This is a genomic window from Pseudomonas sp. TE12234 (assembly GCF_054061835.1).
Map to the genome: position 1 here is coordinate 1 of NZ_JBSSEP010000035.1, position 25277 is coordinate 25277.

The window sequence follows — 25277 nt, forward strand, 5'->3', positions numbered from 1 at the left end:
TATGGCAAACGCACTCCCTGGCCCCTGCGCTGGTGGTACGTGCGCCGCGTCCTGACCTTCTGGAAAATGCCCTACCTGATCGCCGAGTGGGCCCACCGCAAGGGCCGGCCGACCCTGCCGCAAAGCGTGCAAGCCTGGTCCCGACCACTGCCCCCCGAGCAATGGGCCCAACCCAGCCCGGCGCTGCAAAAAGCCAACGCACTGGTGAAAACCGCCATGGACAAAAAGGGCGCGAACTTCATCGACGCCTGTAAAGCGGCGGGCCTGCATTGAAGACGCCGCTGCAAACGAGAAAGGGGAATGACGGGTGGTTCACCCGCGACGAAATGGCGACGGTCGATGTTTAGCCAACTGTTCAAACGCCAAGACAAGCCTGAAACCACCGAGCCGGCGCCAGACATCCGCAGCCAGCGGCCCAGTGCCGGGCAGCTGCGGGTTCGGGGCTTGAATGAAACCCTGTTTCTGGCGCCATTGCCGGTGTACACCGGGCAGGCGCCAGTCTCTCGGCGTAACTTTTCGGCGATGAATGAAACCTATCTGGAGTTGGGGGGGAGCAACTACGGGATGGTTGAACTGGGCAAAAGGCTGGCGATTCAAATATGGATGGTTTTGTGTACCGCTTTTGTTGTGCCTGTGCTTATTTGTCTATGGCTCGTTGCTATTAGCCCCCCTGAAATCGACCGAAAGTTTTTCGACATTGTTGGGGATGTTGTGCAGGTATTCGCCACGGGTTCGCTTCTATTTATCCTTCCCGTCGGTGCCTTCATCTACGGCATGCTCTCCAACGTCCGCACCCTGGCCAAAAGCTACCCGGTGCGCTTCAACCGCCAGCGTCGCGAAGTCTGCTACATCGACGACACCACCCATCGCGTGCTGATCGTGCCCTGGGAAAGCGTGGTGGCCTGGGTCGCTCGCAGCCAGGGCATCACCCGCTACGGCGCCATGCGCGATTACACCTTCGGCATGGGCCTGGAAGACGAAGCGCACGACACCGTGCAATTCATCCTGTCGGCCCAGCCCAGCGATGCCCATGCCCTGGGCATGTGGACGGCCATTCGCAACTACATGGAAGAAGGGGAGTTGGTCGATACGCCCAACCCCATGCTCGCTGCGTTAAGCATCACCTTGAGCGAGGACGAGCTCAAACCTTATGAAGGGTTGCACACCTTTGAAATCGAGCGGCTTGACGCCCGGTTCATGGGTGATCTCGATGACGGCATGGATGACGCCTACCGCAAGCGTTATGGGTATCCCCAACCGACGAGATGGCCCCTGCGCTGGTGGTACGTGCGCCGCGTCCTGACCTTCTGGAAAATGCCCTACCTGATCGCCGAGTGGGCCCACCGCAAGGGCCGGCCGGCCCTGCCGCAAAACGTGCAAGCCTGGTCCCGACCACTGCCCCCCGAGCAATGGGCCCAACCCAGCCCGGCCCTGCAAAAAGCCAACGCACTGGTGAAAACCGCCATGGACAAAAAGGGCGCGAACTTCATTGATGCCTGCAAAGCGGCGGGGTTGCATTGAGCGCGCCGCTCCCGCTCTAAACGAGCAAGGCCCCTTACTGTTGGTTCGCCCGAGACGAAATGGCGACTGCTGAAATTTAAGGCGAACAGCACACTGCTTGTGGGCGTGATGAGGTGGCGCACCTGTGCGGCAGCGCATTGATTACATTGGGTATCAACTGTAATTCGCGATCACGCCATTATCAGCAATGCCCATCGGAAATAGAGTCCGCCTGACGATTTCGTTTACTGCGTAGTTAAGGTGCCTTCCATGATTCAGAGCATGATCAAAACAGCGGGTCTGGCCGCACTCCTTGTCGCAAGCGCGGTAATCCCGCTCGCACAGGCTCAACCCCTGCCACTCGATAAAGTCGGTGCCTTGCATAACGAAGACGTGGAATGGCGCAGCTTTCCGGCTTTCCCGAAAGAAGTAAAACTCGCGGTTATCGCCGGCGACCCGAGTAAGCCAGCACCTTACGTAGTGCGAGTCAAAGTGCCCAGCGGCACCAAACTTATGCCCCATACTCATCCGGAAGATCGTATCTATACCGTCATGTCCGGTGTGTTCTACATCGGCTTCGGTACTGTTTTCGATCCGGACAAACTGGTGGCTTATGGTCCGGGCAGCGTAGTGATACTCCCGGCCAATACACCGCACTTTCACTGGGCGAAATCAGGCGAGTACATCTCGCAAGTCTACGGAACGGGGCCGCTGGGGCTTGAATACATCGATAGCCATGACGATCCGCGCAACGCGTCAAAGTGACAAAACCGTGCCCAAGTCGATACCCCCTGTAGGAGCGAGCCCGCTCGCGAAAAACCCGAGGGCGCCGCAGGTAACCGGTTGCCAACGAAGCCGGAGCCATCGAGCAGCCCGCGTTTTCACACTGCCTGGTGCACCACCGAGATAAGCCCGGTGCGCCGGACTGGATATCCGACACTACAGGATTAGGTATTGGGCAATTGCGCCGACCAGTGTTTCATCTCTTCGGCAATGAAATGGTTGACCAAGTCGCTATACAACTTTTCGATCGCATCCGGGCTCAGGCCTTCGGCCTCTGCCCATTCACGACGTGTCGCGAGCATGGCATCGAATCGCTCCCGGGCACGCACCGAAGCCGCAGAGGTCTTGAATTTCGAAGCCGCAAGCACGTACTGGAAACGCTTGCCCAACAGCTTGATGACGGCCCGGTCGAGGGCATCGATCTCGCGTCTGATGTCCTCCATTCCGGCGCATTCTGAGGGTTGCAATTGATTGGAAACGTCCATGTGAGTCACTCCCTTTGCTGAAATAAATTGTGAATCGGCTGATGTGCTATTCAGGATCTGCCTTTCCCGAGAGTCTCCAGCAGGTTACCTATCGATAAGTTCTCTTGCAGTGTCTGCCAATTGGCTACCCACCCGCGTTTTTAGCGTTTCTATGAAGCGGGTTATCTTCGCATCGACAAACTGGCGGGAAGTGTAAACGGCATAAACATTGCGCTCATAGGTATGGTACTCAGGCAAAACTCGCACGAGTTTCCCCGAGCGCAGATCGTCGATGGCCGAGAATCCAGCCAACAAGCCAATCCCCGCTCCGGATCGAACGGCGACGGCCATTGCATCCATATCATTTACGCTAAAGCTCGGCCCGGTGGGTACGAAACTGGCGATGCCGGATTTGCTTTTCAGCTGCCATTCATCCCGAGCGTAATCAACGGTGCCCAGCAACAGGCACTGATGATCGTTGAGGTCTTCAGGCTTCGCCGGCGGTGCATGTTGAGCCAGGTAGGCAGGGGACGCGACCAGCACGCAATGACTGACCCCAATTTTTTGACTGACGTACGCTGAATCGGGCAGCGTTCTGGCTATCAGAATTGAAACGTCCAGTTGGTCTTCCAGCAGGTTCGGCATCCGTTGGGATAGCAGCAAATCTACCGTGACCTCGGGAAACTCCTTGCGGAACTCAAGGATGGCGCAGGTCACCAGATGACGCGCAAGGCCAGGCACGCTATGAACACGGAGCGTGCCCTTGGGTTCCAGGATCGAATTACTCGCTTCGGCTTCAGCGTTTTCAAGGTCGGCCAGGATCGCCGTACAGCGTTCGTAAAATCGTCGACCTGCGTCAGTCACGGAAAGACGACGAGTCGACCTTTGCAGCAGGCGGGCATCGAGCATTGTTTCGAGCGCAGAAACGGCACGGGACACATTGCCGACTGTCGAGTCCAGATGGTTGGCCACTGCAGTGAAAGTGCCCATCTCAACGACTTTCACGAACACAGACATGTTTGAAAGTTTGTCCATCCCTACCGTCCTTTTCTACCGGTTTACTGCTTGAGTTGCAGAGAAAATCCTCTGGGACTGTTCAGTACTTGTGAGCCCAACGCCACCACACACTGACACCGCATGATGGCCGTTGAATGTCGAGGACACAACTCAACGGCGGCGGGTGATATTCCCTCTGCACACAACAATGATTCCCTCGTGGCCATCTAAATCAAACCTGTCGTCCTCCATAGACTGGGCTGCACGGGCCGCCTGAACCGGCTCTGTCGTAAACCACCGAAGCGAGGACTCACGCAGCGCGCTTCGGCCCGATTCCTGACAATCAAGTGAAGGCCATATCTATGAACACGCCATACGATGCGCTCTATCTTTTCATTGGTGGTGAGTGGATCAGCGCAGAAGGGCGCGACACCGCAGCCGTCATAAACCCAGCCACGGAAACTGAAATCGGACGTGTGCCGCTGGCCACTTCAGCCGACCTTGACCACGCCCTTGAGGTCGCCCGGCTCAGCTTCCAGACGTGGCGCCAGACGGTGCCGGACCAGCGCGCAAAAATTCTCAAACGTGCCGCTGATCTCATCCTCGAGCGAGCGCCGCACATCGCATCCCAGATGACGCTGGAAGAAGGCAAACCCCTTGGCGAAAGCATGGACGAGGTCACGCGTGCAGCAGAGTATTTTGAATGGTTCGCCGAAAGCGCCCGTCGTATCGATGGCCGCGTCGTGCCGGCCAACCGCCCAGGCGTGTTGCAACTGGTGAAGCGCCAGCCAATCGGCCCGGTCGCAGCCTTCACGCCCTGGAATTTTCCAGCCATTACTCCTGCTCGCAAGTTATCAGCGGCTTTGGCGGCAGGTTGCAGCGTCATTCTCAAACCCGGTGAAGAGAGCCCTTCCACGGCGCTGGCCCTTGCTCGCGCCCTTGATGATGCGGGCTTGCCCAAAGGCGTTCTGCAAGTCGTTTTTGGCGTGCCGGATCAAGTCTCCAGTCACTTGATTGCTTCGCCGATCATTCGCAAGGTGACCTTTACCGGTTCCGTACCGATTGGGCGACTGCTGTCGACCAGGGCAGCGGCAGGCGTCAAGCCAATCACTTTGGAGCTGGGTGGCCACGGCCCTGTGCTGGTGTTTGAAGACGCCGACATTGAAAAGGCGGCAGTAGAAGGCGTGGCGAATCGGTTCCGGGGTACCGGGCAAGTCTGTATCTCGTCAACACGCTTCCTGATCCAGCGTGGTGCTTATCAGGCGTTCACCGATCACTTCGTCGCGGCGACCAATGCCTTGAGAATCGGCAACGGCCTGGATCCCGATACTCAGGTGGGGCCACTCGCCAACCCAAGGCAATTGTCAAAGATGGAAGAACTGGTGGCTGACGCCGTCGAGAAAGGCGCGCGGGTACTTGCTGGCGGCGAATGCCTGCCAGGACAAGGCTATTTCTTCCAGCCCACCGTCTTGGCTGATGTGCCCATGAATGCTCGGGTCATGCATGAAGAACCCTTCGGCCCTATCGCGATTTTGATGCCCTTCGATACGTTGGCCGACGGACTGGAAGAGGCCAACCGTCTGCCCTACGGATTGTCCGCCTATGCCTTTACCGCTAACGCTCGAACCGCCATTGACGTCGCAGACGGCCTCGAGGCCGGAATGATCGGAATCAATCAATACCGAATTGTTGCTACTGAACTTCCCTTCGGCGGCATGAAGGAGAGCGGTCATGGCTCAGAGGGCGGCATTGAAGGCATCGAACACTATCTGACCAACAAATTCATCAGCCAGATTTAAGGACGCCCGAAATGTCGAACATCAATTTCAGCAGCCCCCGTGAAGCGGCCAGAGCGTTCACCCCAAAGCTGTCGCAGTTCGTCGACGCTACGCTCTATCCGCAAATATGGAGCGATCCGGCACTGTCTCCACGTGACCGCAGCCTGATAACGGTGGCTGCGTTGATTGCCGGTGGTCACGCCGAAGAGCTGCCTGCGCACCTGCGGCGCGCGGTCAGCAATGGGGTCACCCATGACGAAATATCCGCAGCGATCACCCACCTGGCGTTCTATGCAGGTTTCCCGGCCGCCATCACCGCGTCCGCCATTGCCAATGCCACATTCACTCAACCGCAGGCGAAACAACCATGAAAGCCATTACCATTGAAGAGTTTGGCAGCCCCGACGTGCTGAAGTTGAAGGACGTTCCCGACCCCGTAGTACGCCCTGCCGACCTGCTGGTGCGCGTCTATGCAGCCGGTGTCAATCGCGCGGATCTGACACATCGCACCGGTGGCTACGGGCATCCCGATTTCGGAGATTCACCCATCATTGGGCTTGAGATCGCTGGCGAGGTCATTGAAAAAGGCAGTGCCGTCGTAGGTTTCGAAGTGGGGGATCGGGTGATGGGCGTGGTGGGTGGCGGGGCGTATGCCGAGCTGGCGCGCATTGACTACCGCATGGCCATGTCAATCCCGACTCAACTGGATTACGTGCACGCGGCGGCGATTCCCGAGGTGTTTGTCACCGCTCATGAGGCGATGATGCACCTGGCACGACTCCAGTCAGGTGACTCGGTCTTGATTCATGCCGCCGCCGGTGGCGTTGGCTCAGCTGCGGTACAGCTCGCTTACGCCACAGGTGCGACGGTTTATGCGACAACCGATGGCAGCAAGTTATCGCGCGTCGAGCATTTGGGCGCCGATGTTGCCATCGACTACAAGAACAGTGATTTCGCCGAAATCATCGCCAGCAAAACCGACGGTCGAGGTGTTGATGTCATCATCGATTTCATCGGCGAACCTTACTTCGCTCGCAACCTGGCTTCACTCGCTAACGGCGGGCGATTGATCCAGGTTGGCATCCTCGGCGGTGGCGGGAAGATCTCCCTGGAGCTGGAGCATATTCTCTACCGCCACCTGCAAATCATCGGCACGGTCATGAAGTCCCGCACCCAGCCGGAAAAGCACGACATGATCAAGCGATTCCGCGAGCATTGGCTTGAACGGTTCGAAGGGGGAGGCAGCCTGGAGCCGGTAGTCGACAGTACCTTCCCCCTCTCACGTGCCGCAGATGCCCATCGCAGGATGGAGTCGTCCGAAAACGTCGGAAAGATCATTCTCACGATGCAGCCTGTGGACTTGCTCTAAGACTGGCCTTGTATTAGACGCGCCTGCCGAAGTTACCTTGCGTAATCCAGGCAGGCATCCACTTGTGCAAGGTTTCTATTGTCGGGGCTGGTTTTTCCTGCCGAATCAGACGCAGATCCGGTTCGCTGACGTCCCGCGCTTTCCGTTCTACTTGATACAAGCGGCCAATCGGGTGCAGCGGTTGTTCGGCCAATGGGCTTTTGTTTCTCACATACCTGGGCCTGGCGTGAGCCAAGGCCCCGAAAAATGAACATCTGTGTCGTCGCCTGTGTGCCGGGGTGAATCAAGCACTTGACCCCGGAGCACCCAAACGCCGGGGCAGGGGAGTACCCGAGCGCTCTCCCACGGCTGGTACCCTGTATTCATTTTTGAAACTGGCCGGGAGCCTTGCATGAAAGTTGGCGTGATCTCCGATACCCACGGCTTGCTCCGCCCTGAAGCCGTCGCGGCGTTGCAGGGCTGTGAACGGATCATCCACGCCGGTGACATCGGCAAACCGGAAGTTCTCGAACAACTCGCGTCGATCGCGCCCCTGCATGTTGTGCGCGGCAACAATGACCAGACGGCCCCGTGGGCAGCACACATCGCCGACCACCTGTCTTTCGACCTCAATGGCTGGCGTACCTTGCTGGTCCACGACATGGCCGACGTCCCGGCAGCGCTGGAAGCCGGCACAAGGCTGGTGATCACCGGACATTCCCATCAGCCACGCATTGAATGGCGTGACGAACGACTATTCCTCAATCCAGGCAGCGCGGGGCCGCGGCGGTTCAAGTTGCCGGTGACATTGGTGTTGCTGGAAGTGGAGCAGGGGTCTATTGAGCCGCGATTGATTTCGTTGTTGGAATGAGGGGGCTGAAGGGTTGGCCGTTCCATGCCCTTGACGGAGGGGCGGCCGGTACTGTTGAGTCGACAGCGGAACCTTCTGGAGGGTGTTCAATTCGAAAAGCGTTTTTTGCACCACAACGACACCAGAATGCCTGTGGCGATCGACACCATTGGAATGCTTGAAGCAACGCTCAGTGTTGGAAACACCAGCAGTATTTGCGAGTCGTTACCGCCGAGCATCATCGAAGCCCCAATCCCCATCAAAATACCCGCCAACAAATGAACGCCAGCCTTTGATGGGGTAAAGGCCTCGAAACGGAAATTTTTCCGGTATACGGTAAAACTCAGCATGCCGGCCAACAACATGACAAACACTGCAATTCGCCGGGCGCTGATTGCCATATCGGCTTGCCAGAACATCCGCGAAACATCGTAAAAGAACACACTCGGTGTCCATAACGGCTCAAACGCATAGAGCGCACTCGTCAACGCACCCAGCAGCATGCTGGAGAAAACCAGGTGTTTATTACCCTGTATGGCGACCAGAAAAATCAGCACCAGCGCCACAACACCGATCAATAGCCAGTAATGGCGGTTGGAAATTTCCGGCATCAGAAGGGTCTTCTGTTCGGGCATCATGCGCATGTAATACCAGAGCACGATGCCCAGGACCCAGCCGATCACGGTGAACAGCTTATTGACATTGCCACAGGCAAACCGGGTCAGCGTACCTACGCTGCAACCGTTGTTCAGCACCGATGCCACCCCGAACAACAAGCCTCCCGAAACCAGTAAAGGGTAGGAAATACCCGGCGAGTACAGCGGCAGGCTGACCTCGGAGAAACGATAGAGCGGGGCCAGCAGCAACCCGAACAATCCACACGATGTCAGTGCCACAAACAATGTCGGACGCCCCGCCAGCAATTGTTCGCTCGCTTTGACAAGGCACATGCCCATGCGCTGCGAAACCCAGCCAATCAGAAACGCTAATACCAACGCCATCAATAAGGAGAAAACCATGTTCGTGCGCCACCGCTGATTTGGATGGACCGGGCCTTACCAGGCATTAGCGTAGCTCTCGATCTGGCTACCTGTGTATCGGACACGGCCCTGAGCTGACGGTCGCTTTGTATTGGCCACTGATTTCGTAGAGGTTGAAGGAATGCGCTTGGCCGATTGCTGCCTTTCTCGAAGGGCTATAGTCGACCTACTGCGGACATTGGGTCAGCCCCTTAACTGAATTTCGTTTGACGGTTTTCTTGGTCGTGATGATTTTATGCTTTGTCCAGATTGAGTTTCTTGATGCTTACTTAACTATGTAAGCAGGGTTCCAGGTTTGTTTCAGTTGTTTTATTTGTATGGTGTTGAGAGTTTCGACTTGATGTAGTTCATGTCTAGAGCAGTATGTGAAATTTGCAGGTTATTTAACGGATTTAAGAGCTGAAGTTTTTAAGCAGCTGTGCTGCGTCGCCTCTTGATAAAAAGTCAATGGTGTCATGTTGCACTATTGCGGATCTCGCTCTGTAAATTAACGTGGCATAGTCATTGCTGATTGGGTGCGCGTAACCGGTTGTCGTTAGCTGACGCGTTAATGCATTGCCAGAAATAACATCAATGTATCGTGTTGAAGCCATCGGTTATGTGCATCGTTTGGTGCGCATGCTGCACTGTGAAAGGTCTATGCTTGATGCGATAAGGCATTTGCAAAATCGGAGATCCTCATGAATGAAGTCTTTCGTGATCACACGCGTGTGGCGGCAGCAATAGCGGCCGTTGTCGACGCTGTGGGGCGCCAGGACTTTTATGCCATCGTGCTGGAGACGCTGGGACAATATATTGACTGTGAGCGTTGGCTGGCTATCAAGTACAGCAGATTTTCTGCCCCCGAGTTCATTGTCAACACCTCCTTGAGCCACGAGGCGGTTGAGCAATACATGAGTCACCTCTACAGGATCGACCCTTTGCTTCGGCTAGTGACAGAAGAGCGTGTGCCCTCTGTTGTAACGTTTTCACTCATGCAAAGTGAGGATGATTCCAACGTTTATTACGATGAAATATTCAAGTCGGGGCAGATTCTGGACGAGCTGACACTGATGCTGCCTGTCATCGGAGGCGGCTATCTGGGTTTCTGTTTCGACCGCGAGTACACCCTGTTCAATGAGGATGAAATCGCCTTGTTCACCGCCCTTTACCCCATCATCGTCGCTGCGCATGCCGCGCACATGCGTACGGAGTTTCTGGAGGGGCTCGGCGCCCTGTTCGGGAATGGAAAGGTCGGCGTTCTCACGTTGGGAAGTGATAACAGGATCCTCTATCAAAACCCCGCATGGCACGCCATGACCGGTCATGCCTTCGGAAACGAAACGCTGGAATTCATATTGAGTCAGCCTGAACTGATTGCGGTTCATGTTGAGGGCTTGATTGCCCACTGGGAATATTCCAGAAATGTATCCGCTTCGGCGACGAACGTCAGAGCAGTATTTCTCGAACAAAAAAGCGAAGGGTATATACAAACGGATGTAAAAGAGTTTTTCGAACAATTCTATGATGCTTATCACCTCAGTCCGCGCGAGCGACAACTGGTCGAAAAAACCTTACGCGGGTATTCGATGCCCGTGATCGCGGAAAAACTGGACCTTAGTCTGGGAACGGTCAGGAATTATAAACAGCGGTTGTACGCCAAACTCGACATCACCAGCGAACGGGAAATATTTTCTTTATTCATGATGCACATGTTCGGGCAGTCATAACGGCAGCTAGTGCAGATTAGCACTATTGGTGCAGTCGGTGACGGGGGATAACATCGCCCTCAAGGCTCGGCACGCAGCCCCGCAACAACGGTCATTCAGCGGCCGGCCTACAACGATAACAATATGAACTTGAAGACTCGCGAATTACGCGAGCGGCGGGAGTATGCCCATGAACAGCACACCGGTTGGCAGGGACTATTGTCAGGAAAAAGGTCATCACTTACAGCGTGAACTGAACTTTTCCTCCACATTTTCCCTGGCCTTTGCCTTCATATCGCCCATTGTGGCGCTTTACTCCATCTTCGGAATCGGCATTTTAACGGTCGGCCCTGCCTTCTGGTGGGGTTTGGTGGTGGCCATGGCAGGGCAGCTGCTAGTGGCGTTGGTCTTCGCCATGCTGGTATCGAGATTTCCATATGAGGGCAGTATTTATCAGTGGTCCAAGTACCTGCTCGGCAGTCGCTTTGGCTGGTTTGCAGGCTGGACTTACATCTGCACGCTGCCGATCACCATTGCAACGGTAGCCCTTGGCGGCGCGGGATTCGTGGCGCAGCTGTTCGGCATCGATGCGACGGACAAGATGATCAGTGTGCCGATTGCGCTGTTTCTCATTGCATTCGCCACGTGGGGTAATACTCAAGGCCGAAAGATTTTCTCGACCATCGTCTGGCTGTGCATTGCAGCCGAAGTGATCGGTTCGGTCGGCATCGGCGTGCTGTTGCTGGTGGAGTTCAAAGTCAACGCGCTGTCCATCCTGATTCCCGACGCTCAGCTGTTTGCCTGGCCGGAACCAGGTATCTCCGGCTTTTTCTCGTCGAAAGTAGCGCTCGCCATTGCTTACTGCGGTTGGGCATTCGTGGGTTTTGAAAGCGCCGGCGCCGTCGCTGAGGAAGTCAAGGATCCTGAACGAGCGGTGCCCAAGGCGATGCTGTTTTGCCTGCTGTCGGTTGGCGCGGTGGTGGCATTTTCGGCGTTTTCGCTGATCTTGGCGTTGCCCACCCTGGAATTCCCCGCGGGAAGCGACCCTGTCACGGTGACGCTGATCACTCATCTGGGGCAGATCGCTTACAAGGGCATGCTGGTGCTGTTCATCATTGGATTTCTGGCGTGCATGCTGGGCATTCAGGCTTCGGTTTCCCGGGTCATTTGGGCGTTCGCTCGGGACAGAACCATTCCCTGCTCGGATTTCCTTCGACAGTTGAGTGGGGACGACAAATTGCCCACCCGCGCTTTTCTGTTGACCGGCGGGTTATCGGCACTGTTGTTCATGTTGTCTTTCACCAATATTTATCCGCTGTTACTGGCGTTCAGTATTGCCGGGTTTTATCTCGCCTTTGCATTCCCGCTGGTGGGCGCTTGTATCAGCGTATTGAAAGGCGACTGGCGAGAAGGGCCGTTTTCGCTGGGTCTCTTGAGTATTCCCGCCATCTTCGCGGCCACCGGTTGGACCCTGTTTGAAGCGGTCAATATTTCATGACCTCGTTATCCGGAACTTGCCTGGTACGAAAACTGGGCGGTGCCGATCATGATTGTTTTCCTGGCGATGGCGGGTTGGGTTATTTATTCGAAATGGGCCTCACCTTCTTATGCGCACTCTATGTTACGCGCCGTCGCGGATAACGAATAAATCTGGCGAGCCGGTGATGCAAATACATGAAGCCGTGAACAGCGAAAGATACCTGACACTTCGTGCACGACTGGACAATGGATTACGGAAACGACTGACACACTCAAGTCCTTCACTGGAGAAACTGTATAACGCCATGGCTTACGGCGTATTTGAGCCGGGTAAATGTTTGCGGCCAATACTCGCATACAGTGCGTGTGAAGCCATGGGAGGGCCGCTTGACGCTGCGGACGGTGTCGCTTGTGCGGTGGAGCTGATGCACGCCTATTCCTTGATACACGACGACCTTCCTGCGCTGGACGACGCGCTTGTTCGTCGAGGGAAGCCGGCGTTGCATGTGGCCTACGGCGAAAGCACGGCCTTGATTGCAGGGGATGCCTTGCAGGCACTGGCGTTCGAATCGCTGGCGCAACCATCGACGGTCAGTGCCGGGATTCGGCTGCAAATGGTGGCGGTCATGGCCAGGGCGGCCGGCCCCGCCGGTCTTGCAGGTGGCCAGTTTCTCGACATGACGCTGGCCGGTGCCCGACCGACACCGGGACAAATCGCTGAAATGCAGCGTTTGAAAACCGGGGCTCTGATTGAGGCCAGCGTGGTGATGGGCGCGATGGCGAGTGGCGCAAACGTGGAGACGAGCCATTTCGTGGCCCTGAGAAAATACGCCGAACAAATCGGCCGGGCCTTTCAGGTGCGCGACGACATTCTGGATGTCGTCGCCGATCCGGTGGCCTTGGGGAAAGCGGTTCACGCGGACCAGCCTGCCGATAAGTCCACGGCAGTTTCTTCATTGGGACTGGAGGGGGCGCGGCAGTATGCCTGGCAACTTCTGCAGGGGACGTTAACGGCATTGGAGGTATTTGGCCCGGAAGCTGATGCACTTCGACAACTTGCACATGTTGTCGTGGAACGCGACCTCTAGTGATACGAACTTTCGTTCCTTCTTTCATTTAATAACGATAGCAATAGTGCAGATTTGCAGTATTTGAATTCTCCCGTCATGGGTTGAATATGACGGCTATGGCGCTCGAACGCTGATCAGTATTTGACGCGCTTATTTATAAAAACAACGACTGAGGTAATCGTAATGACGATCGAAAGAATGAATTACCCCGACGGTTATTTTCCAGTGGATGAATATCAGGGTCGCTGGAAAAAAGTGGAAGATGAAATGCGCCGGCAGGGTTATGAACTGGCCATTGTCTGGGGCAAGACAGCTGGCCATTATGAGCGGGCCATGGAAACACTTTGGTTGACCAACTTCTGGTCGGAACACTCTGGCCAGGAACCGGATTCCCCAATCTGGAACGCGCGAGGTTTCTGCTGCGTGATACTGGAACTCGGAAAGGAACCGGAGCTGCATGCCGACGTGGCGACAGTGCGTCGTCGTATGGTGCGTTGTGGCGATTATTTCTTCAGTGACGACCCGATCAGCAGCGTCGCCAAGGCACTGAACGCGCGCAAACCTCGTCGCAGCGTCGTGTTCGTCGGGTCCGACAATCTGCCGATGAAATACGCCAGGCAGCTCGCGGAGCAGACGCCCGGCATCGAGTTCGAGTATGACGATAACCTGATCCGCCGTTGCCGCCGGATCAAGAGCCCGCGAGAGCTGGACATGTTCCGCGAAGCGGGGCAGATGGTCTCCAGCGCCTTGTACCGCGTGTGCGACAGCCTTTACGCGGGCAAGACTGCGGCCGAGGCGGCGGCAGAGGGCGCTTATGAGCTGACACGCCGTGGGGGAGGCTGGCTGCGGATTCCGGTGAACTTCGGCAACGACGAGGACAGTCAGTTCTTCGAACGTGATCCCATGTACGGGTATTCCATGGGCGCGCCGAACAAAGGCGATATGGTCCGGACCTGGATCTATGGGCCCACCCATCAGGGGTACTGGCTCGACCCCGGACGCTCGTTGGTCTGCGGCGGCAAGCCCACTCCGGAGCAGCGCTCGCTGCTGGTCGACTCTTACGCCATCACCGAGGCGGTGATGAACTCCGTGAAGCACGGAGCCCGCGTGCTCGACGTGGTGGGCGAGGCCGAGCGTGTGCAGGCACGGGTGGCCGAAGAAGAGGACCTGGCCGCCAAGCAATGGCCGTACTTTGGTCACGGCAATGGCTCCATGTGGGAACATCCGATCATCAACCGGGATTCGGTCACGGCAGACGATATTTTCGAAGAAGGGATGGTCGCCTCCGGGGAATCCTTCATGACGCGAAAAGGTGTCGGCAGCGTGGGGTGGGAGCAGAACTTCATCGTCACCCGGACCGGAATCGAGTTGCTGACAACGACCCCGGTTTTCTGGTTCTGATCGCTAGTCGCACTGTTTGACGTTTCAGGGTGCCGCTCCCATCGACCCAGGTGCGGTGCCCTTTTTTATGGAGGCCCCCATGAACATTTTGCTGGCGCAACTGCCCATCGCGGACGCACACGTCGAGATCAACCTGAGCAACATGCTGTCGATAATCCGCAATGCCCCGCTCGATACGGATTTGATCGTGTTTCCGGAGACGACGCTCTCAGGTTTTCCAACCAGGGACGAGATTGATAGCACTGGACTGACCACCCGTAGCAAGCCCATCCGACTCCTTCAGGAGGCGGCACGCAAAAGCAATACCGCCATCGCTTTCGGTTTTTGCGAAGTGGCTGACGGGCGGGCGTATAACACCGCGATGTTGATCAATGGATCGGGGCGTATTGCCCTCAAATACCGCAAGACTCACCTCTGGCCCGATACGGACTGGGGCGTTTTCGATGCCGGCTCGCAGTACGCGGTGTGTGAAATCGCCTCGTTACGCGTGGGCATGCTCATCTGCTACGACATCGAGTTTCCGGAGACCGCCCGCTCGCTGGCCCTGTTGGACGCCGACCTCATCCTCGTACTGGACGGCAACATGGACCCCTACGGCCCCGTACACCGTCGCGCCGTGATCACCCGCGCCATGGAAAACCAATGCTTCGTCGTTATGGTGAACCGGATTGGTGAAGGCAAGGGCCTGTCATTTCCTGGCGAGAGTGTCGCTGTCGATCCGTTCGGAAACGTGCTGGTCGAGGCCACCGACGGACATCCTGTCCGTGTCACGCTGGACCGCGGGCGGATTGAAGAGAGCCGCAACAGCTATCGCTATCTGCGCGACCGACGTCCCGTTCCACTGGGCGTCGAACGGGCCTCCAGTGAAGACGGCGTCGCCAACACGGTCAGCGTCATTCCTGGGTGATCATGCAAATCGGGTCCGGTGACTGCTGAGGTGCGGAGCAGGGATCTTATGTTTTCGCGGGTCAGCAGCCAGACGAGTGAGGGCATCCAGCATCAGTTTCGCGACATTGATCACGTCGCGACGGCGGCCAACCCGATCAGCACAAGCGCGCGACTTGGCGTGCAATGCGTAGAACGCTATCGCGATCGAAGCGGCAGGGGCGGGTGAGGGGCGTCTTGAGGAATATGTTGATATCCGCTCCTGGCCGATTGTTGCCTGTCGCGACCGGCAAGAAACGGCCAATTGCTGCTTGTCAGAGGCGGCGAGAAAACGCACGCGAATAGGAGAAGCTCATGAGCGAGCAAGCTATCACCTACTTCAACCAGACGCAGATCTAGTAATTGTTTTTGAGTCGCATCGAGGTGGTTAGACCCACTTGGGCATTTTCTTTGCGAAGATCATCCAGGGACAGCGCAGGATCAGAAGAAGCAGCTGCCGAACTCGCACATCCACGCCCGCTCAGGCAGATGCTGTGAATTACGAGGTTAGTCTTATTCAACTGTTCGACTGACTGCCCGTTGGCGTTATTGGCCGCATCTGTTGCCGAGGTCAGGTTCATGGCCACGCCGTTGCCGAGCACGCCTGGAGATGTACACGTGTTCATAGCTACGCATGCGGCTACTGACAATGCAACGGACGCGCCTGTTGCCAAGACGGAGCCTGTACCGGTGTGGGCCTCTTTGTACTCAGAAGCTGGGCCAGCATAGATCTCACGAATCGAATAGGTGAGATCGGAGTCTCCGTGCACGACATTGTATTTTGCATTCTTCAGTGATTCGTTGACGAAATCGGCCATCTCGGTGTGGGAGTCAGTCGATATGGCCTTGACTGTACCTTTCCAACTTTCCTGCATCCGACCATTAATTAAGGACGACTGAATCCGGACTGGGCCATTATCGACGAGCACGGGCTTTTCGGCGCAGCCAACCAAAGTGGCGAAAATGAGCGATAGAGGAATGGGGGAGGAAAGTATCTTGAGCATGTTTGGAGTCTTCATGGGATGACATGAAACCAGGATACTGGCTTTCGAGTATTCAAATAGAGGCATATTGACTTTATATGGCCATCATTATCAAGTCATGACGACAGGAGTCCTCAGCCCAAACCGGTCAGTCGTGACAGGCAGAAAACGCCCGAGGCTGTGAAAAAACGCGGGTGCAGTCTTGAAGACTGCGTTGCTACGTAAAATCTGTCGGCACTTGGTAGATCAACAGACCAAAAATTTGCGTACAAACGCGATTTTCGTTCCGATCTTGACAGTCAAACCTGCTTTTAGGCCCTATTTTGTGTCCGGGGCTGAGCGACCAATTGCGAGCGGGGCGTCAAGACGGCCAAGGCAACCGCAACGATGAAGAGCGCCGGCACATCACCTGCCAAGTGCCCCATTTGCCCTGGCTGGGTGACCGCCTGGACGGCCATGATTCCTCCGTGTACGGCGCTAGACCACACGGTGAACCAGATCAGGCTCAGATTGGCTAATGGATCACGTGCGGCCAGGATCAAGAACACGCCAAGTGTGGCGTAGATGCCAACGATCATCATCGGGTAGTCCGAGTGACCGACGTGCCAGGCCCAGCCGGACGGCCAGAGCAACATAAGTGGGTAGAGAGCAAGGCTCGCGAGGCCAGCCAAAACCAGAACGACGCGCAAATACCTGAGGCGATCGACTACGGTCATGGCGGACTCTCCTTGGGCCTGGCTTGGTGATAACGCCTTCACAGGTTTGGTGGATTGTCGACTATCCCTCACCAGGCCGGGGATTGTGACATTCGGGTGACCGCTGAAGGGGTTTATACACCTTGGACGCAAAGCCCAGCTCAGTCAGTACCGGCAATAGACCAAGCATAGCTACTCATTTGCGATCGCTCCGTCCACCGGCGGCTTCTCGCTGTTTTCTACCTGTCGCAACCGGCAGAAGTCTTCCAAGAGCAGTCTTTTTACCGCCAAGCTCGACCCCGCCTATAACCGGAACAACGGTTGATGCCTGAAACGGTGAGCTGTTCGTTCAGAACCATTCGTTTTGTTTTTTTTGCGCTTACTGCTTCTTGAATAACAGTAAGAGCAGCGCTGCTGTGGCAAGCAGCGCACCGGTGAGGAAAGTGCTGGATGACCCCATGTTTTGCCAAAGCCAGCCTGCAAGAACACTGGCGATCAGCACGCATAAACCACTGACAAGATTGAAAATGCCGAAGGCCGTACCTTTGAGTTCCGTGGGCGCTTTATCGGCTACCAGCGAGGCAAGAATGCCTTGGCTAAATCCCATATGAAGCCCCCACAAGGCTGTGCCCAACATCAACGCAATGACAGAACCGGACTGAGCAAGCAGCAAATCCGCCAGGACGAGCAATCCCATCCCCATACAGAGCAGCTTGGTGCAACTGATGCGATCAGAAAGCCAGCCGACAGGATAGGCGGACATCGAATAGAAAAGGGCCATAACCACCATCACCAGTGGAGTCCAGGTGATCGACAGGCCTATCTGTTGCGCCCGTAAGACCAGAAATGCCTCGCTGAAACGGGCAAGCGTAAACACCCCTCCAACGATGACAACCCACCAATACCCAGAAGAGAAGTCATACAGGACTTTCCAATGAATTGGAGATCGAAATTCGCGTTCGCGTAGGAGGTGTGTGGGATCTTTTACGCCTGTGACAATGAGCGCTACCGCTACCACTGCCGGAATAACTGCAAACCAGAGGACAAGCTGTATATCTGCGAGCCATAACATGAGCACGATGGCCAGAACAGGTCCAAGAACAGCCCCTGCTGTATCCATCGACTGCCGCAGTCCAAAGCAGGCACCCCGGATTTCTGGCGGCGACACATCTGCGATCAGAGCATCTCGTGGTGCCCCACGAATGCCTTTGCCAATTCGATCCAGAAAGCGTGCGGTAAAGACCACTTCAACGGAGTGAGCCAGTGGAAAAAGTGGTTTGGTCAGAGCAGCTAAACCATATCCTAGCAACAGCAATCCTTTGCGCCGCCCCATAAAATCGCTGATAGCACCAGAAAATATCTTGACGAGCATGGCGGTCGATTCGGCAATACCCTCGATGACGCCGACGGCCAATGCACTCGCCCCCAATGTCGTGACCAAAAACACAGGCAGTAAACTGTGTACCAGCTCGGATGATAGATCCATGAATAGGCTAACAAAACCTAGCGCCCAAATCGCGCGCGGAATACGAAGATGCTCAGCGTTGCTGTTTGAACTTCCGCTATTCATATTTTCATCCTGTACTCATCGCTATCAAGGAGAGACTGAGAAACGGTTTAGTCGTGCTCGCAGGCGAACCCGGTTCACGCCAGAGCGGCAAAAAATCAATGAAGCTGCCGTTGCCTCTGTAGCTCCCTCATCAACCAGGTGCGTGCCGATTCTGCGCCTTCTGGACATCGCACCTCATAGGCGCGACCACTCATACTGCTTCCAGTGGCAGCCAGATCGATGAAGTCTTCTGCGCTGTGCACCATGTTCTTGCCTTCGAGATAATTCAGCTTCTTCTCCAGATGCGCCCGAGCCCGGGGGCCTGGGAATTCGTCCCCGTTACGCACAAACTGACATTCACTATGCTCGACGAAGTCCAGCAAGCCTTTTATTTCTTGAGTGGCTTGAGGTGTGGCTTGAGCCTGCACATTGGTTAAGTTTGTGAAAAGGCTGATACCAGCGGCTATCATCCATTGGCTGATGAGCCTGCCCGCCACTCCTGTCCACATACGCATGATTCATCCTCGTGCTGAAAGTGGAATGAACGCAAAGCCCAAAAATACGATGAACGTCAGTAATGTCAGTTCCAGCCCGAACCCGGTCCAGAATGAATCGTCCATGCTACGCAGTCCTGATGATAGTCCTTGGCTTGTACGGCCTGTAATCGTCTAACGGAATCGAAAGGCCCACGGCTAACATTACCTTGGGTGGGGCAGTGACCTTACGCACGCGTCGGACGCTGGACGCTTTGAAAGGCGCGCCGAAGAGTTCACCGCTGACGTGGCACCTGCTTCATAACGGTTGTGCGACTGATCGGGAAGACATGCACATTGATCGCGTCCTCACCGACATTAAACAGGCTGCCAGCGAATGATGACGTCCCTGGTCTCATCGATCATCGAGTTCCTCACGGTGAATCCGCATGTTGCCTATCTTGCGGTCTTTCTTCTGGCACTTTCCGAGTCAATCCCGATTATCGGCGCTGTCGTTCCCGGTACAGCGGTAATTCTCGCACTCAGTGCCTTGGTGCCAAGTGGTGTTTTATTGCTCTGGCCGTTGCTGATCGCCGCCACGTTGGGTGCCATCGCAAGTGATGGTTTTTCATTCTGGCTCGGGCATCGATACCACCGGGAAATTCTTGGTTTCTGGCCTTTGAACCGTCACCCTGAACTGGTTCAGAGCAGCGAGGCCTTCTTTGAGCGTCACGGCACCATGAGTGTGTTTTTCGCGCGCTTCGTACCGGGTGTCCGCGCCGTCATCCCTCTCCTCGCCGGCATGTTGGGGATGACGGCCAGTCGGTTCTATGCCGTCAATATTGTCTCCGCTCTCGTTTGGGCTTCGTCGCATATCTTGTCCGGTGTGCTCGTAGGCGCAACATTTAGCGTCCTCGGAGCAGCTGCCAAGCCGCTCGCGATTCTGCTGATCGTTTTGCTCACGGCGGGCTGGGCACTCCTGCATATCGTGCGCTGGGGGTTGCACCGCGGCGTTCCTTACTTCATCGATTCACTGGGGCGGCTGCGGTACTGGGCCGCCACCCACAACACCTGGTTGAGCCGCAGGCTCACCCGTTTACTCGATCCTTCTCGGCCCGAAGCACGGACTCTTGCATTGTCAGCCGTGCTTCTGGTGGGTGCAGCCTGGCTCTTCTTTGGCGTCCTTGAAGATGTCGTCACCGGTGACCCATTGCTGCTGGCCGACAGCGCGATTTACCACATGCTCCAGGATCTTCGTACTGCACCAGGCGACGCCGTGATGATCGCCATTACAGAGCTCGGCGACACAACGGTCGTGATGGCGGTCACAATGGTTGTCTTACTGTGGCTCTTGTCGAAACGCGCCTGGCGTACAGCGGCCTATTGGCTGGTAGCAATTACCGGTGCTTCAGTGCTCAACACGGTCATCAAAGTCGCGTTGCATCGAGCTCGCCCCGGCGAGCTTCTCTATTCTGGCTGGAGCGCATTTTCCTTCCCCAGCGGCCATAGCACAGTCAATGTCGTGCTCTACGGTTTCCTTGCTTTTCTCATCGCGCGTGAGATCCGCCCGGCATGGCGCCTGGTGGTCATTCTCGGCGCAGCAACCCTGATATTTCTGATTGCCTTTTCGCGCCTCTACCTCGGTGCGCATTGGTTTTCCGACGTGCTTGGGGGGATGGCATTCGGGTCGGCGTGGCTGGCACTGCTCGGCCTGTCCTACCTGAAACGCCAAGCCAGACGCATTGATTCTATAGGTCTACTCGCCGCCGGATGCTTGGCACTGACTCTCGCCGGAGGACTCAATATCTATCGTAGCCATGCGACAGACCGTGATCGCTACGCCGTCAAGACAGGAACTCCGTCCATGACCGCCACGGACTGGTGGGCGTCGGGCTGGGAACAACTGCCGGCGCGGCGTATCGATCTGACCGGCGAGACGAATGAGCCGCTGACGTTCCAGTGGGCCGGTAGCCTGAAGGCGTTGCAGGATGTCCTGCAACGTAACGGGTGGCGGGACTCAGTGGCCTGGACACCGTTGAGTGCCCTGAACTGGCTCTCCATCCAGACCGACTCGGCAGCTCTTCCCGTCATTCCACTTTTCGCCAGTGGTCGTCTCCCCAGTCTGACGCTCATTCGAGCGAATAGTGGTGGCGCGCTTACCAGCTCGCGCCTCGTACTTCGAGTATGGGCCGTCGATTTCGAGCTCACGAACGAGCATTCTTCAGCGCTGTGGATGGGTTCAGTTGTGGAGGAGCGCCTCTATCATCCGCTATCCCTCGTCACGTTGGCTTCGACACAGCCCGATGTGAATGCACCACGGGGCACTCTGGCTGCCGCTTTTAACAACGAACGGCTCCTGCCACGAGCCGAAGGAACGGCAAACGGGGATTGGGATGGCAATGTCCTGTTAGCCCGACAGGGCAAGGCACAGAAAACAATGTCCGACTGATCGCGACAGGCAACAATCGACCCAAAAGCGGGCAATCACTATCACTGCCGAGCCGGGTGACTCATCCCGCTTTAAAACTTGAATTTTGCTGAGTTCCAGAAAGTTAGAGTTACGCGAAATATTAGTATTTACACCATCATGCTCAGTTGTCGAAAAGCATCTTTCGTGCGCGGCATGATTAATGCCGTCAACATTGCGCCGGCGTAATTTCAAGCCTTACACTTTAAGGCCATTTAAAAATAGAAATTCCGCCGGGCACATCCATCGCTCATGTTGCGTAGCGAGTATCAGTTTCAATGACAGGAATAAAAAATGAGTTATGAAGAGTTCTCTGACGAGCCTGAAGACGAAGGCTTCAGTCAACTTGCGCGTGCAGCGGCAGCCTCCCGCTGCACGTGGGTGAGTGTCATCGTTAATATCGCGCTTTCGCTGACCCAGATTGCCGTTGGACTGCTATCGAAATCCCAAGGGCTTGTAGCCGATGGCATTCATTCATTATCCGATCTGATCGCTGACTTTGTCGTGTTGTTCGCCAGCCACAAAAGCAAGCAGGAGGCCGACGAAGGTCATCCCTATGGGCATCTGCGTTTTGAGACCGCCGCGTCCATGGTATTGGGAATACTGTTGTTGATCGTGGGTGTTGGCATGATTGGCTCCGCGGTGCTGAAGCTTGAAACCCCCGAATCAATACCGACGGTGCACGCGGTGGCATTGTGGGTTGCCTTGGGAGCGTTGGTCGCCAAAGAGTTGTTATTTCGCTTTATGCTGAGGGTCGCCAAAAAAGTTAAGTCCAGCTTGTTGGTTGCCAATGCCTGGCACGCGCGCTCCGACGCCGCTTCCTCCTTGGTGGTGGGCATAGGCATTGTCGGTAACCTGGCGGGATACCCGATTCTTGACCCCATTGCTGCGCTGGTGGTCGGTGGCATGATTGCCAAAATGGGCTGGACCTTCACTTGGGATTCATTGCACGACCTGATGGACCGTGCGGCTGATGAGCAAGAGATCGCAGCGATCCGCGAAACACTCCAACAAACACCAGGAATCAAAGGTGTCCATGATCTACGTACTCGAAAAATGGGCGACATGATCATGGTGGACGCTCATATCGAGGTGGATGCCTCAATTACTGTTGAGCATGGCCATGCCATCGCCGTGGCGGCCAGGGAGAACGTGATGCAAAGGCACCGCGTTTTGAACCTGATGACGCACGTTGACCCTTGGCATCGTCCGGACCTCGATCATTGATCATTTGCAATGCATCTCTGAAGAGTGACGGTAGGGTTATCACGCAAGAGTTTGTATTAAGGTCATTACAATAAAACCTTGATTGTTCACGCGCGCATCACATTTATTTCACATCTTGCAATGCCTGAAATATACAGCCGGGCTTGTGACTGGGAGCGGATCTCAGTTGTTTTAAATGAGTGGATACCGTACTAAATGCCCTGAATATTTAAACAATGACGCCGATAGTATCAACTCAAACTACTGCTCCTTAAGGGGATTAACATGACATCGGCAATAAGCACTTCGACCCATATCACCCTGCCTCAAGCCGCCGCCATCAAACTCGAAAAGCCCCCAACTGTGCAGATAGATAGTGACGGCGATCATGACGGGAGTAAACCGGGCGAAGTCGAGCTGCCAAAAGCTACCTCAGGATCTGTGGGTACCCGCATCAATACCACTGCGTAATGGGCCCCAGGCGTAAACTCAAGACATTCACGTCTGAGAACAAAGCCTGCAGTCCTTCTCATCCGACAAAAAACGGGCGCCTTCAGCGCCCGTTTTCACTCACTGCGCCCCCTGCGCCCGCAGTCGCCGCCCGATCACATCCATCAAGTCACACCCATCCCGCAGGAAGGATCGCGGGATGGTAAGCAGGACGGCCTGCGTCAGCTATGTCCCGGAGTTTGCACCGAGAAAATTCTGGCGGCGGGCCAAGCACCTCAGCGACAGTAAGTCCTGCCTATTGATTACTCAGTGTAATAAGTGAAATTCAATTCATGGGCTCTATCGCTTTCTGCTCCAGTAATAAGATGGCTCCATCAAATCATCGCTACTGGAGAATCGCGTGAAAAAAACCATTATTGCTGTCCTGCTGGCCGCCGCCGCTAACTATGCCAACGCCGGCACGGTATTGGTTGTACTGTCGGATCAGGCTCAACTGGACCTGAAGGACGGCAAGGTCATGCAAACAGGTTTCTTCCTGAATGAATTAATGCAACCGGTGCAGACCTTCATCGCGGCGGGTCAAACCGTCGTATTTGCCACCCCTAGCGGCAAGGCGCCAACGGCGGACCAGAAATCCAATGATGTGAACTTCTGGGGCGGCGATGAAAAGGCCCGTCAGGAAAGTCTCGCGCTGCTGGACACGCTGAAGCTGACCTCGAAGAGCGGCTCGCCGGCCATCAGCTTCGCGCAGGTTCAGAAAATCGGTTACGACAAGTTCGATGCTGTATTCGTGCCAGGCGGCCATATCCCAATGCAGGATCTGCTGAAGGACAAGCAACTGGGCCAGCTGCTGACCAACTTCCATGAAAAAGGCAAGATCACCGGTTTCACCTGCCATGGCACCATCGCCATGTTGTCGGCGATCCCGGACGCGCACCGTTTTGTCTCCGCGCTGGAATCGGGCAAACAGCCGGCAGCGCCAGCCAACTGGATTTACAAGGGCTACAAAGTCACCGCCTTCACCGACGCGGAAGAGGAGCAGGCCAAAGGTTTCCTCGGCGGCGGCCATATGAAACTGTTCCCGCAAGATGGCCTGACGGCAGCCGGTGCTAACTTCTCCGAAGCCAAGCCGTGGAGCGAGAACGTGATCGAAGACCGCGAAGTCATTTCCGGCCAGAACCCTCAATCGGCCAAGGCAGTCGCCGTGGCGATGCTGGCGAAACTGAAGTAATCCTGAGCGGTCGCTCCGGGCAAGTCGGGTCGTAGGTGCTGTGGGTCGATCTGCTTCGGCTCCAGCACCACCGTCTATTCCGACACGCTGCAAACTTATGTGTCGGAAGCTGACACCCGCACATTAAGTCCAAGCCCGAGGGTGGCTTCGTAATTCCCTCGTTTAGAGATTTACCACCCGACAGTTTTTGTTCCTGCCTTCCAGTGCGTTGCTTCAAATTCTTGTGCCAACGACGCTATTTCTTGGTAGAGGGTCTTGTACAAAGAACCGGATCGGTCCGAGCCAAAGTCAAGGTGTGATCGATAATCTGCCAAGTCGCACCTCAACTGTCTGCTGATATGCGTTCGACCTGAACAATTATTTGCATGGCACCGGACTAACCCGATACCAAAGTCTTAAGCGACCGGAAATGACCCGGTGAGGCTGGCGACAGACAGAAATTGGCCGATTGCTGATGGTCATAGATGGCTGCAATTGACCGATATCGAATAAAAAAACGCTCGAGGAAAAAGGGGCATTGCAACGTGGGCACCGCCCATTTAAGGCGCTGGCTTGTCGGGTCGCCGCATCGCGGCGATGGTCATTAACAATAAAGCCTGTGGACTGGATAAACGCGGCGCACTCCAGGGCATCGCCAGCAAGCTGGCTGCACAAGTATTGCGTTAGCGTTGTATCCCGGGATTGCGTGAAGAACAAAAAAATGCCTCATCCGACAAAAAAACGGGCGCCTTCACAGTGTGAAAACACACTGAAGGCCAGCCCAACAAACGCCCCGACTTGTTCGGGGCGTTTGTTTTTTGTGCGGGTAACAGACGAAAAAAGGCCTTTCAGCCCATTAGCGCCATCAGCTGGCGGGCTCCGAGCACGCTAATTGCTCGTTTGAGGTTATAAGCATTCACCGC

The 25277-nt window shown here is 55.8% G+C and carries 21 protein-coding genes and 2 pseudogenes; 15 read left to right on the plus strand and 8 right to left on the minus strand.

The window, feature by feature from the left end; translation table 11 throughout:
- The 3 genes and pseudogenes from ACVWYU_RS29965 to ACVWYU_RS29975 all read left to right on the plus strand — a co-directional run.
- Positions 1 to 273: pseudogene (locus ACVWYU_RS29965) on the plus strand (hypothetical protein); the annotation flags it as partial.
- A gap of 66 nt (positions 274 to 339) precedes the next feature.
- Positions 340 to 1521, plus strand: a complete 1182-nt coding sequence (locus ACVWYU_RS29970) for a hypothetical protein (protein WP_457374435.1) — start codon at positions 340 to 342, stop codon at positions 1519 to 1521.
- A gap of 249 nt (positions 1522 to 1770) precedes the next feature.
- A complete protein-coding gene (locus ACVWYU_RS29975) occupies positions 1771 to 2265 on the plus strand; it encodes a cupin domain-containing protein (protein ID WP_457374436.1) in 495 nt (164 codons plus the stop codon).
- Positions 2266 to 2447: 182 nt separating this feature from the next.
- Here the strand turns inward: ACVWYU_RS29975 and ACVWYU_RS29980 are convergent, their stop codons facing one another.
- Together ACVWYU_RS29980 and ACVWYU_RS29985 are read right to left on the minus strand one after the other, a co-directional pair.
- Entirely contained in the window at positions 2448 to 2768 is a 321-nt protein-coding gene (locus tag ACVWYU_RS29980; protein ID WP_457374437.1) for an isochorismate lyase, read from the minus strand.
- A gap of 84 nt (positions 2769 to 2852) precedes the next feature.
- Positions 2853 to 3782, minus strand: a complete 930-nt coding sequence (locus ACVWYU_RS29985) for a LysR family transcriptional regulator (RefSeq protein ID WP_390956567.1) — start codon at positions 3780 to 3782, stop codon at positions 2853 to 2855.
- A 323-nt stretch (positions 3783 to 4105) separates the two neighbouring features.
- Between ACVWYU_RS29985 and ACVWYU_RS29990 the strand changes: the two genes are divergently transcribed.
- The 3 genes from ACVWYU_RS29990 to ACVWYU_RS30000 are packed head-to-tail and all read left to right on the plus strand — an operon-like array spanning position 4106 to position 6890.
- Positions 4106 to 5542: an NAD-dependent succinate-semialdehyde dehydrogenase gene (locus ACVWYU_RS29990; protein WP_457374438.1), complete on the plus strand. Its 1437-nt coding sequence runs from the start codon at positions 4106 to 4108 to the stop codon at positions 5540 to 5542.
- Between the two features lie 11 nt (positions 5543 to 5553).
- On the plus strand, positions 5554 to 5892 hold the full coding sequence (locus ACVWYU_RS29995; RefSeq protein WP_390956565.1) for a carboxymuconolactone decarboxylase family protein: 339 nt from the start codon (positions 5554 to 5556) through the stop codon (positions 5890 to 5892).
- Positions 5889 to 6890 carry an NAD(P)H-quinone oxidoreductase gene (locus tag ACVWYU_RS30000; RefSeq protein WP_457374439.1) on the plus strand — a complete coding sequence of 334 codons (1002 nt, stop codon included), beginning with the start codon at positions 5889 to 5891 and terminating at the stop codon, positions 6888 to 6890. The genes ACVWYU_RS29995 and ACVWYU_RS30000 overlap by 4 nt, the downstream gene beginning before the upstream one ends.
- A 13-nt stretch (positions 6891 to 6903) precedes the next feature.
- On the opposite strand, the pseudogene ACVWYU_RS30005 reads toward ACVWYU_RS30000, so the two are convergent.
- Positions 6904 to 7137: pseudogene (locus ACVWYU_RS30005) on the minus strand (IS66 family transposase); the annotation flags it as partial.
- A gap of 144 nt (positions 7138 to 7281) precedes the next feature.
- Between ACVWYU_RS30005 and ACVWYU_RS30010 the strand changes: the two are divergent.
- Positions 7282 to 7740 carry a metallophosphoesterase family protein gene (locus ACVWYU_RS30010; protein ID WP_457374440.1) on the plus strand — a complete coding sequence of 153 codons (459 nt, stop codon included), beginning with the start codon at positions 7282 to 7284 and terminating at the stop codon, positions 7738 to 7740.
- Positions 7741 to 7826: 86 nt separating this feature from the next.
- Here ACVWYU_RS30010 and ACVWYU_RS30015 read toward each other — a convergent pair whose 3' ends face one another.
- Positions 7827 to 8738 carry a YeeE/YedE thiosulfate transporter family protein gene (locus ACVWYU_RS30015; RefSeq protein WP_247257222.1) on the minus strand — a complete coding sequence of 304 codons (912 nt, stop codon included), beginning with the start codon at positions 8736 to 8738 and terminating at the stop codon, positions 7827 to 7829.
- A gap of 701 nt (positions 8739 to 9439) precedes the next feature.
- On the opposite strand from ACVWYU_RS30015, the gene ACVWYU_RS30020 reads away from it, so the two are divergent.
- The 5 genes from ACVWYU_RS30020 (at position 9440) to ACVWYU_RS30040 (ending at position 15304) form a co-directional block, all read left to right on the plus strand.
- Positions 9440 to 10468, plus strand: coding sequence for a helix-turn-helix transcriptional regulator (locus tag ACVWYU_RS30020; RefSeq protein WP_390956560.1), 1029 nt, complete (start codon positions 9440 to 9442; stop codon positions 10466 to 10468).
- Positions 10469 to 10637: 169 nt separating this feature from the next.
- Positions 10638 to 11945 (plus strand): APC family permease, encoded by a 1308-nt coding sequence (locus ACVWYU_RS30025; RefSeq protein ID WP_457374441.1) that lies wholly within the window; start codon positions 10638 to 10640, stop codon positions 11943 to 11945.
- Between the two features lie 166 nt (positions 11946 to 12111).
- On the plus strand, positions 12112 to 13014 hold the full coding sequence (locus tag ACVWYU_RS30030; RefSeq protein ID WP_457374442.1) for a polyprenyl synthetase family protein: 903 nt from the start codon (positions 12112 to 12114) through the stop codon (positions 13012 to 13014).
- Positions 13015 to 13179: 165 nt separating this feature from the next.
- Complete coding sequence (locus ACVWYU_RS30035) at positions 13180 to 14397, plus strand: M24 family metallopeptidase (protein ID WP_457374443.1); 1218 nt, start codon at positions 13180 to 13182, stop codon at positions 14395 to 14397.
- 79 nt (positions 14398 to 14476) lie between these two features.
- Positions 14477 to 15304: a nitrilase-related carbon-nitrogen hydrolase gene (locus ACVWYU_RS30040; protein WP_457374444.1), complete on the plus strand. Its 828-nt coding sequence runs from the start codon at positions 14477 to 14479 to the stop codon at positions 15302 to 15304.
- Positions 15305 to 15677: 373 nt separating this feature from the next.
- Here the strand turns inward: ACVWYU_RS30040 and ACVWYU_RS30045 are convergent, their stop codons facing one another.
- The 4 genes from ACVWYU_RS30045 to ACVWYU_RS30060 all read right to left on the minus strand — a co-directional run bounded on the left by ACVWYU_RS30045 (position 15678) and on the right by ACVWYU_RS30060 (position 19063).
- Positions 15678 to 16325 carry a hypothetical protein gene (locus tag ACVWYU_RS30045; protein ID WP_457374445.1) on the minus strand — a complete coding sequence of 216 codons (648 nt, stop codon included), beginning with the start codon at positions 16323 to 16325 and terminating at the stop codon, positions 15678 to 15680.
- A 290-nt stretch (positions 16326 to 16615) separates the two neighbouring features.
- A complete protein-coding gene (locus tag ACVWYU_RS30050; protein ID WP_457374446.1) occupies positions 16616 to 17020 on the minus strand; it encodes a DUF6632 domain-containing protein in 405 nt (134 codons plus the stop codon).
- Positions 17021 to 17378: 358 nt separating this feature from the next.
- Positions 17379 to 18569 carry an MFS transporter gene (locus ACVWYU_RS30055; protein ID WP_457374447.1) on the minus strand — a complete coding sequence of 397 codons (1191 nt, stop codon included), beginning with the start codon at positions 18567 to 18569 and terminating at the stop codon, positions 17379 to 17381.
- A gap of 95 nt (positions 18570 to 18664) precedes the next feature.
- Positions 18665 to 19063: a DUF5329 domain-containing protein gene (locus tag ACVWYU_RS30060; protein WP_457374448.1), complete on the minus strand. Its 399-nt coding sequence runs from the start codon at positions 19061 to 19063 to the stop codon at positions 18665 to 18667.
- A gap of 355 nt (positions 19064 to 19418) precedes the next feature.
- Here ACVWYU_RS30060 and ACVWYU_RS30065 point away from each other — a divergent pair, with 355 nt between their 5' ends.
- The 3 genes from ACVWYU_RS30065 (at position 19419) to ACVWYU_RS30075 (ending at position 24375) form a co-directional block, all read left to right on the plus strand.
- Positions 19419 to 21470, plus strand: a complete 2052-nt coding sequence (locus ACVWYU_RS30065) for a phosphatase PAP2 family protein (protein ID WP_457374449.1) — start codon at positions 19419 to 19421, stop codon at positions 21468 to 21470.
- 312 nt (positions 21471 to 21782) lie between these two features.
- On the plus strand, positions 21783 to 22715 hold the full coding sequence (locus ACVWYU_RS30070) for a cation diffusion facilitator family transporter (RefSeq protein WP_090323384.1): 933 nt from the start codon (positions 21783 to 21785) through the stop codon (positions 22713 to 22715).
- Positions 22716 to 23544: 829 nt separating this feature from the next.
- The gene (locus ACVWYU_RS30075; protein ID WP_457374450.1) at positions 23545 to 24375 is read left to right on the plus strand and encodes a type 1 glutamine amidotransferase domain-containing protein; all 831 of its coding nucleotides are present in this window, start codon (positions 23545 to 23547) and stop codon (positions 24373 to 24375) included.
- Positions 24376 to 25277: the final 902 nt, after the last annotated feature.

What these genes read in the sequence shown, in the direction of transcription:
- ACVWYU_RS29970 (WP_457374435.1), top strand. Translation starts at nt 340, where the DNA reads ATGTTTAGCCAACTGTTCAAACGCCAAGACAAGCCTGAAACCACCGAG.
- ACVWYU_RS29975 (WP_457374436.1), top strand. Translation starts at nt 1,771, where the DNA reads ATGATTCAGAGCATGATCAAAACAGCGGGTCTGGCCGCACTCCTTGTC.
- ACVWYU_RS29980 (WP_457374437.1), bottom strand. Translation starts at nt 2,768, where the DNA reads ATGGACGTTTCCAATCAATTGCAACCCTCAGAATGCGCCGGAATGGAG.
- ACVWYU_RS29985 (WP_390956567.1), bottom strand. Translation starts at nt 3,782, where the DNA reads ATGGACAAACTTTCAAACATGTCTGTGTTCGTGAAAGTCGTTGAGATG.
- ACVWYU_RS29990 (WP_457374438.1), top strand. Translation starts at nt 4,106, where the DNA reads ATGAACACGCCATACGATGCGCTCTATCTTTTCATTGGTGGTGAGTGG.
- ACVWYU_RS29995 (WP_390956565.1), top strand. Translation starts at nt 5,554, where the DNA reads ATGTCGAACATCAATTTCAGCAGCCCCCGTGAAGCGGCCAGAGCGTTC.
- ACVWYU_RS30000 (WP_457374439.1), top strand. Translation starts at nt 5,889, where the DNA reads ATGAAAGCCATTACCATTGAAGAGTTTGGCAGCCCCGACGTGCTGAAG.
- ACVWYU_RS30010 (WP_457374440.1), top strand. Translation starts at nt 7,282, where the DNA reads ATGAAAGTTGGCGTGATCTCCGATACCCACGGCTTGCTCCGCCCTGAA.
- ACVWYU_RS30015 (WP_247257222.1), bottom strand. Translation starts at nt 8,738, where the DNA reads ATGGTTTTCTCCTTATTGATGGCGTTGGTATTAGCGTTTCTGATTGGC.
- ACVWYU_RS30020 (WP_390956560.1), top strand. Translation starts at nt 9,440, where the DNA reads ATGAATGAAGTCTTTCGTGATCACACGCGTGTGGCGGCAGCAATAGCG.
- ACVWYU_RS30025 (WP_457374441.1), top strand. Translation starts at nt 10,638, where the DNA reads ATGAACAGCACACCGGTTGGCAGGGACTATTGTCAGGAAAAAGGTCAT.
- ACVWYU_RS30030 (WP_457374442.1), top strand. Translation starts at nt 12,112, where the DNA reads ATGCAAATACATGAAGCCGTGAACAGCGAAAGATACCTGACACTTCGT.
- ACVWYU_RS30035 (WP_457374443.1), top strand. Translation starts at nt 13,180, where the DNA reads ATGACGATCGAAAGAATGAATTACCCCGACGGTTATTTTCCAGTGGAT.
- ACVWYU_RS30040 (WP_457374444.1), top strand. Translation starts at nt 14,477, where the DNA reads ATGAACATTTTGCTGGCGCAACTGCCCATCGCGGACGCACACGTCGAG.
- ACVWYU_RS30045 (WP_457374445.1), bottom strand. Translation starts at nt 16,325, where the DNA reads ATGCTCAAGATACTTTCCTCCCCCATTCCTCTATCGCTCATTTTCGCC.
- ACVWYU_RS30050 (WP_457374446.1), bottom strand. Translation starts at nt 17,020, where the DNA reads ATGACCGTAGTCGATCGCCTCAGGTATTTGCGCGTCGTTCTGGTTTTG.
- ACVWYU_RS30055 (WP_457374447.1), bottom strand. Translation starts at nt 18,569, where the DNA reads ATGAATAGCGGAAGTTCAAACAGCAACGCTGAGCATCTTCGTATTCCG.
- ACVWYU_RS30060 (WP_457374448.1), bottom strand. Translation starts at nt 19,063, where the DNA reads ATGCGTATGTGGACAGGAGTGGCGGGCAGGCTCATCAGCCAATGGATG.
- ACVWYU_RS30065 (WP_457374449.1), top strand. Translation starts at nt 19,419, where the DNA reads ATGATGACGTCCCTGGTCTCATCGATCATCGAGTTCCTCACGGTGAAT.
- ACVWYU_RS30070 (WP_090323384.1), top strand. Translation starts at nt 21,783, where the DNA reads ATGAGTTATGAAGAGTTCTCTGACGAGCCTGAAGACGAAGGCTTCAGT.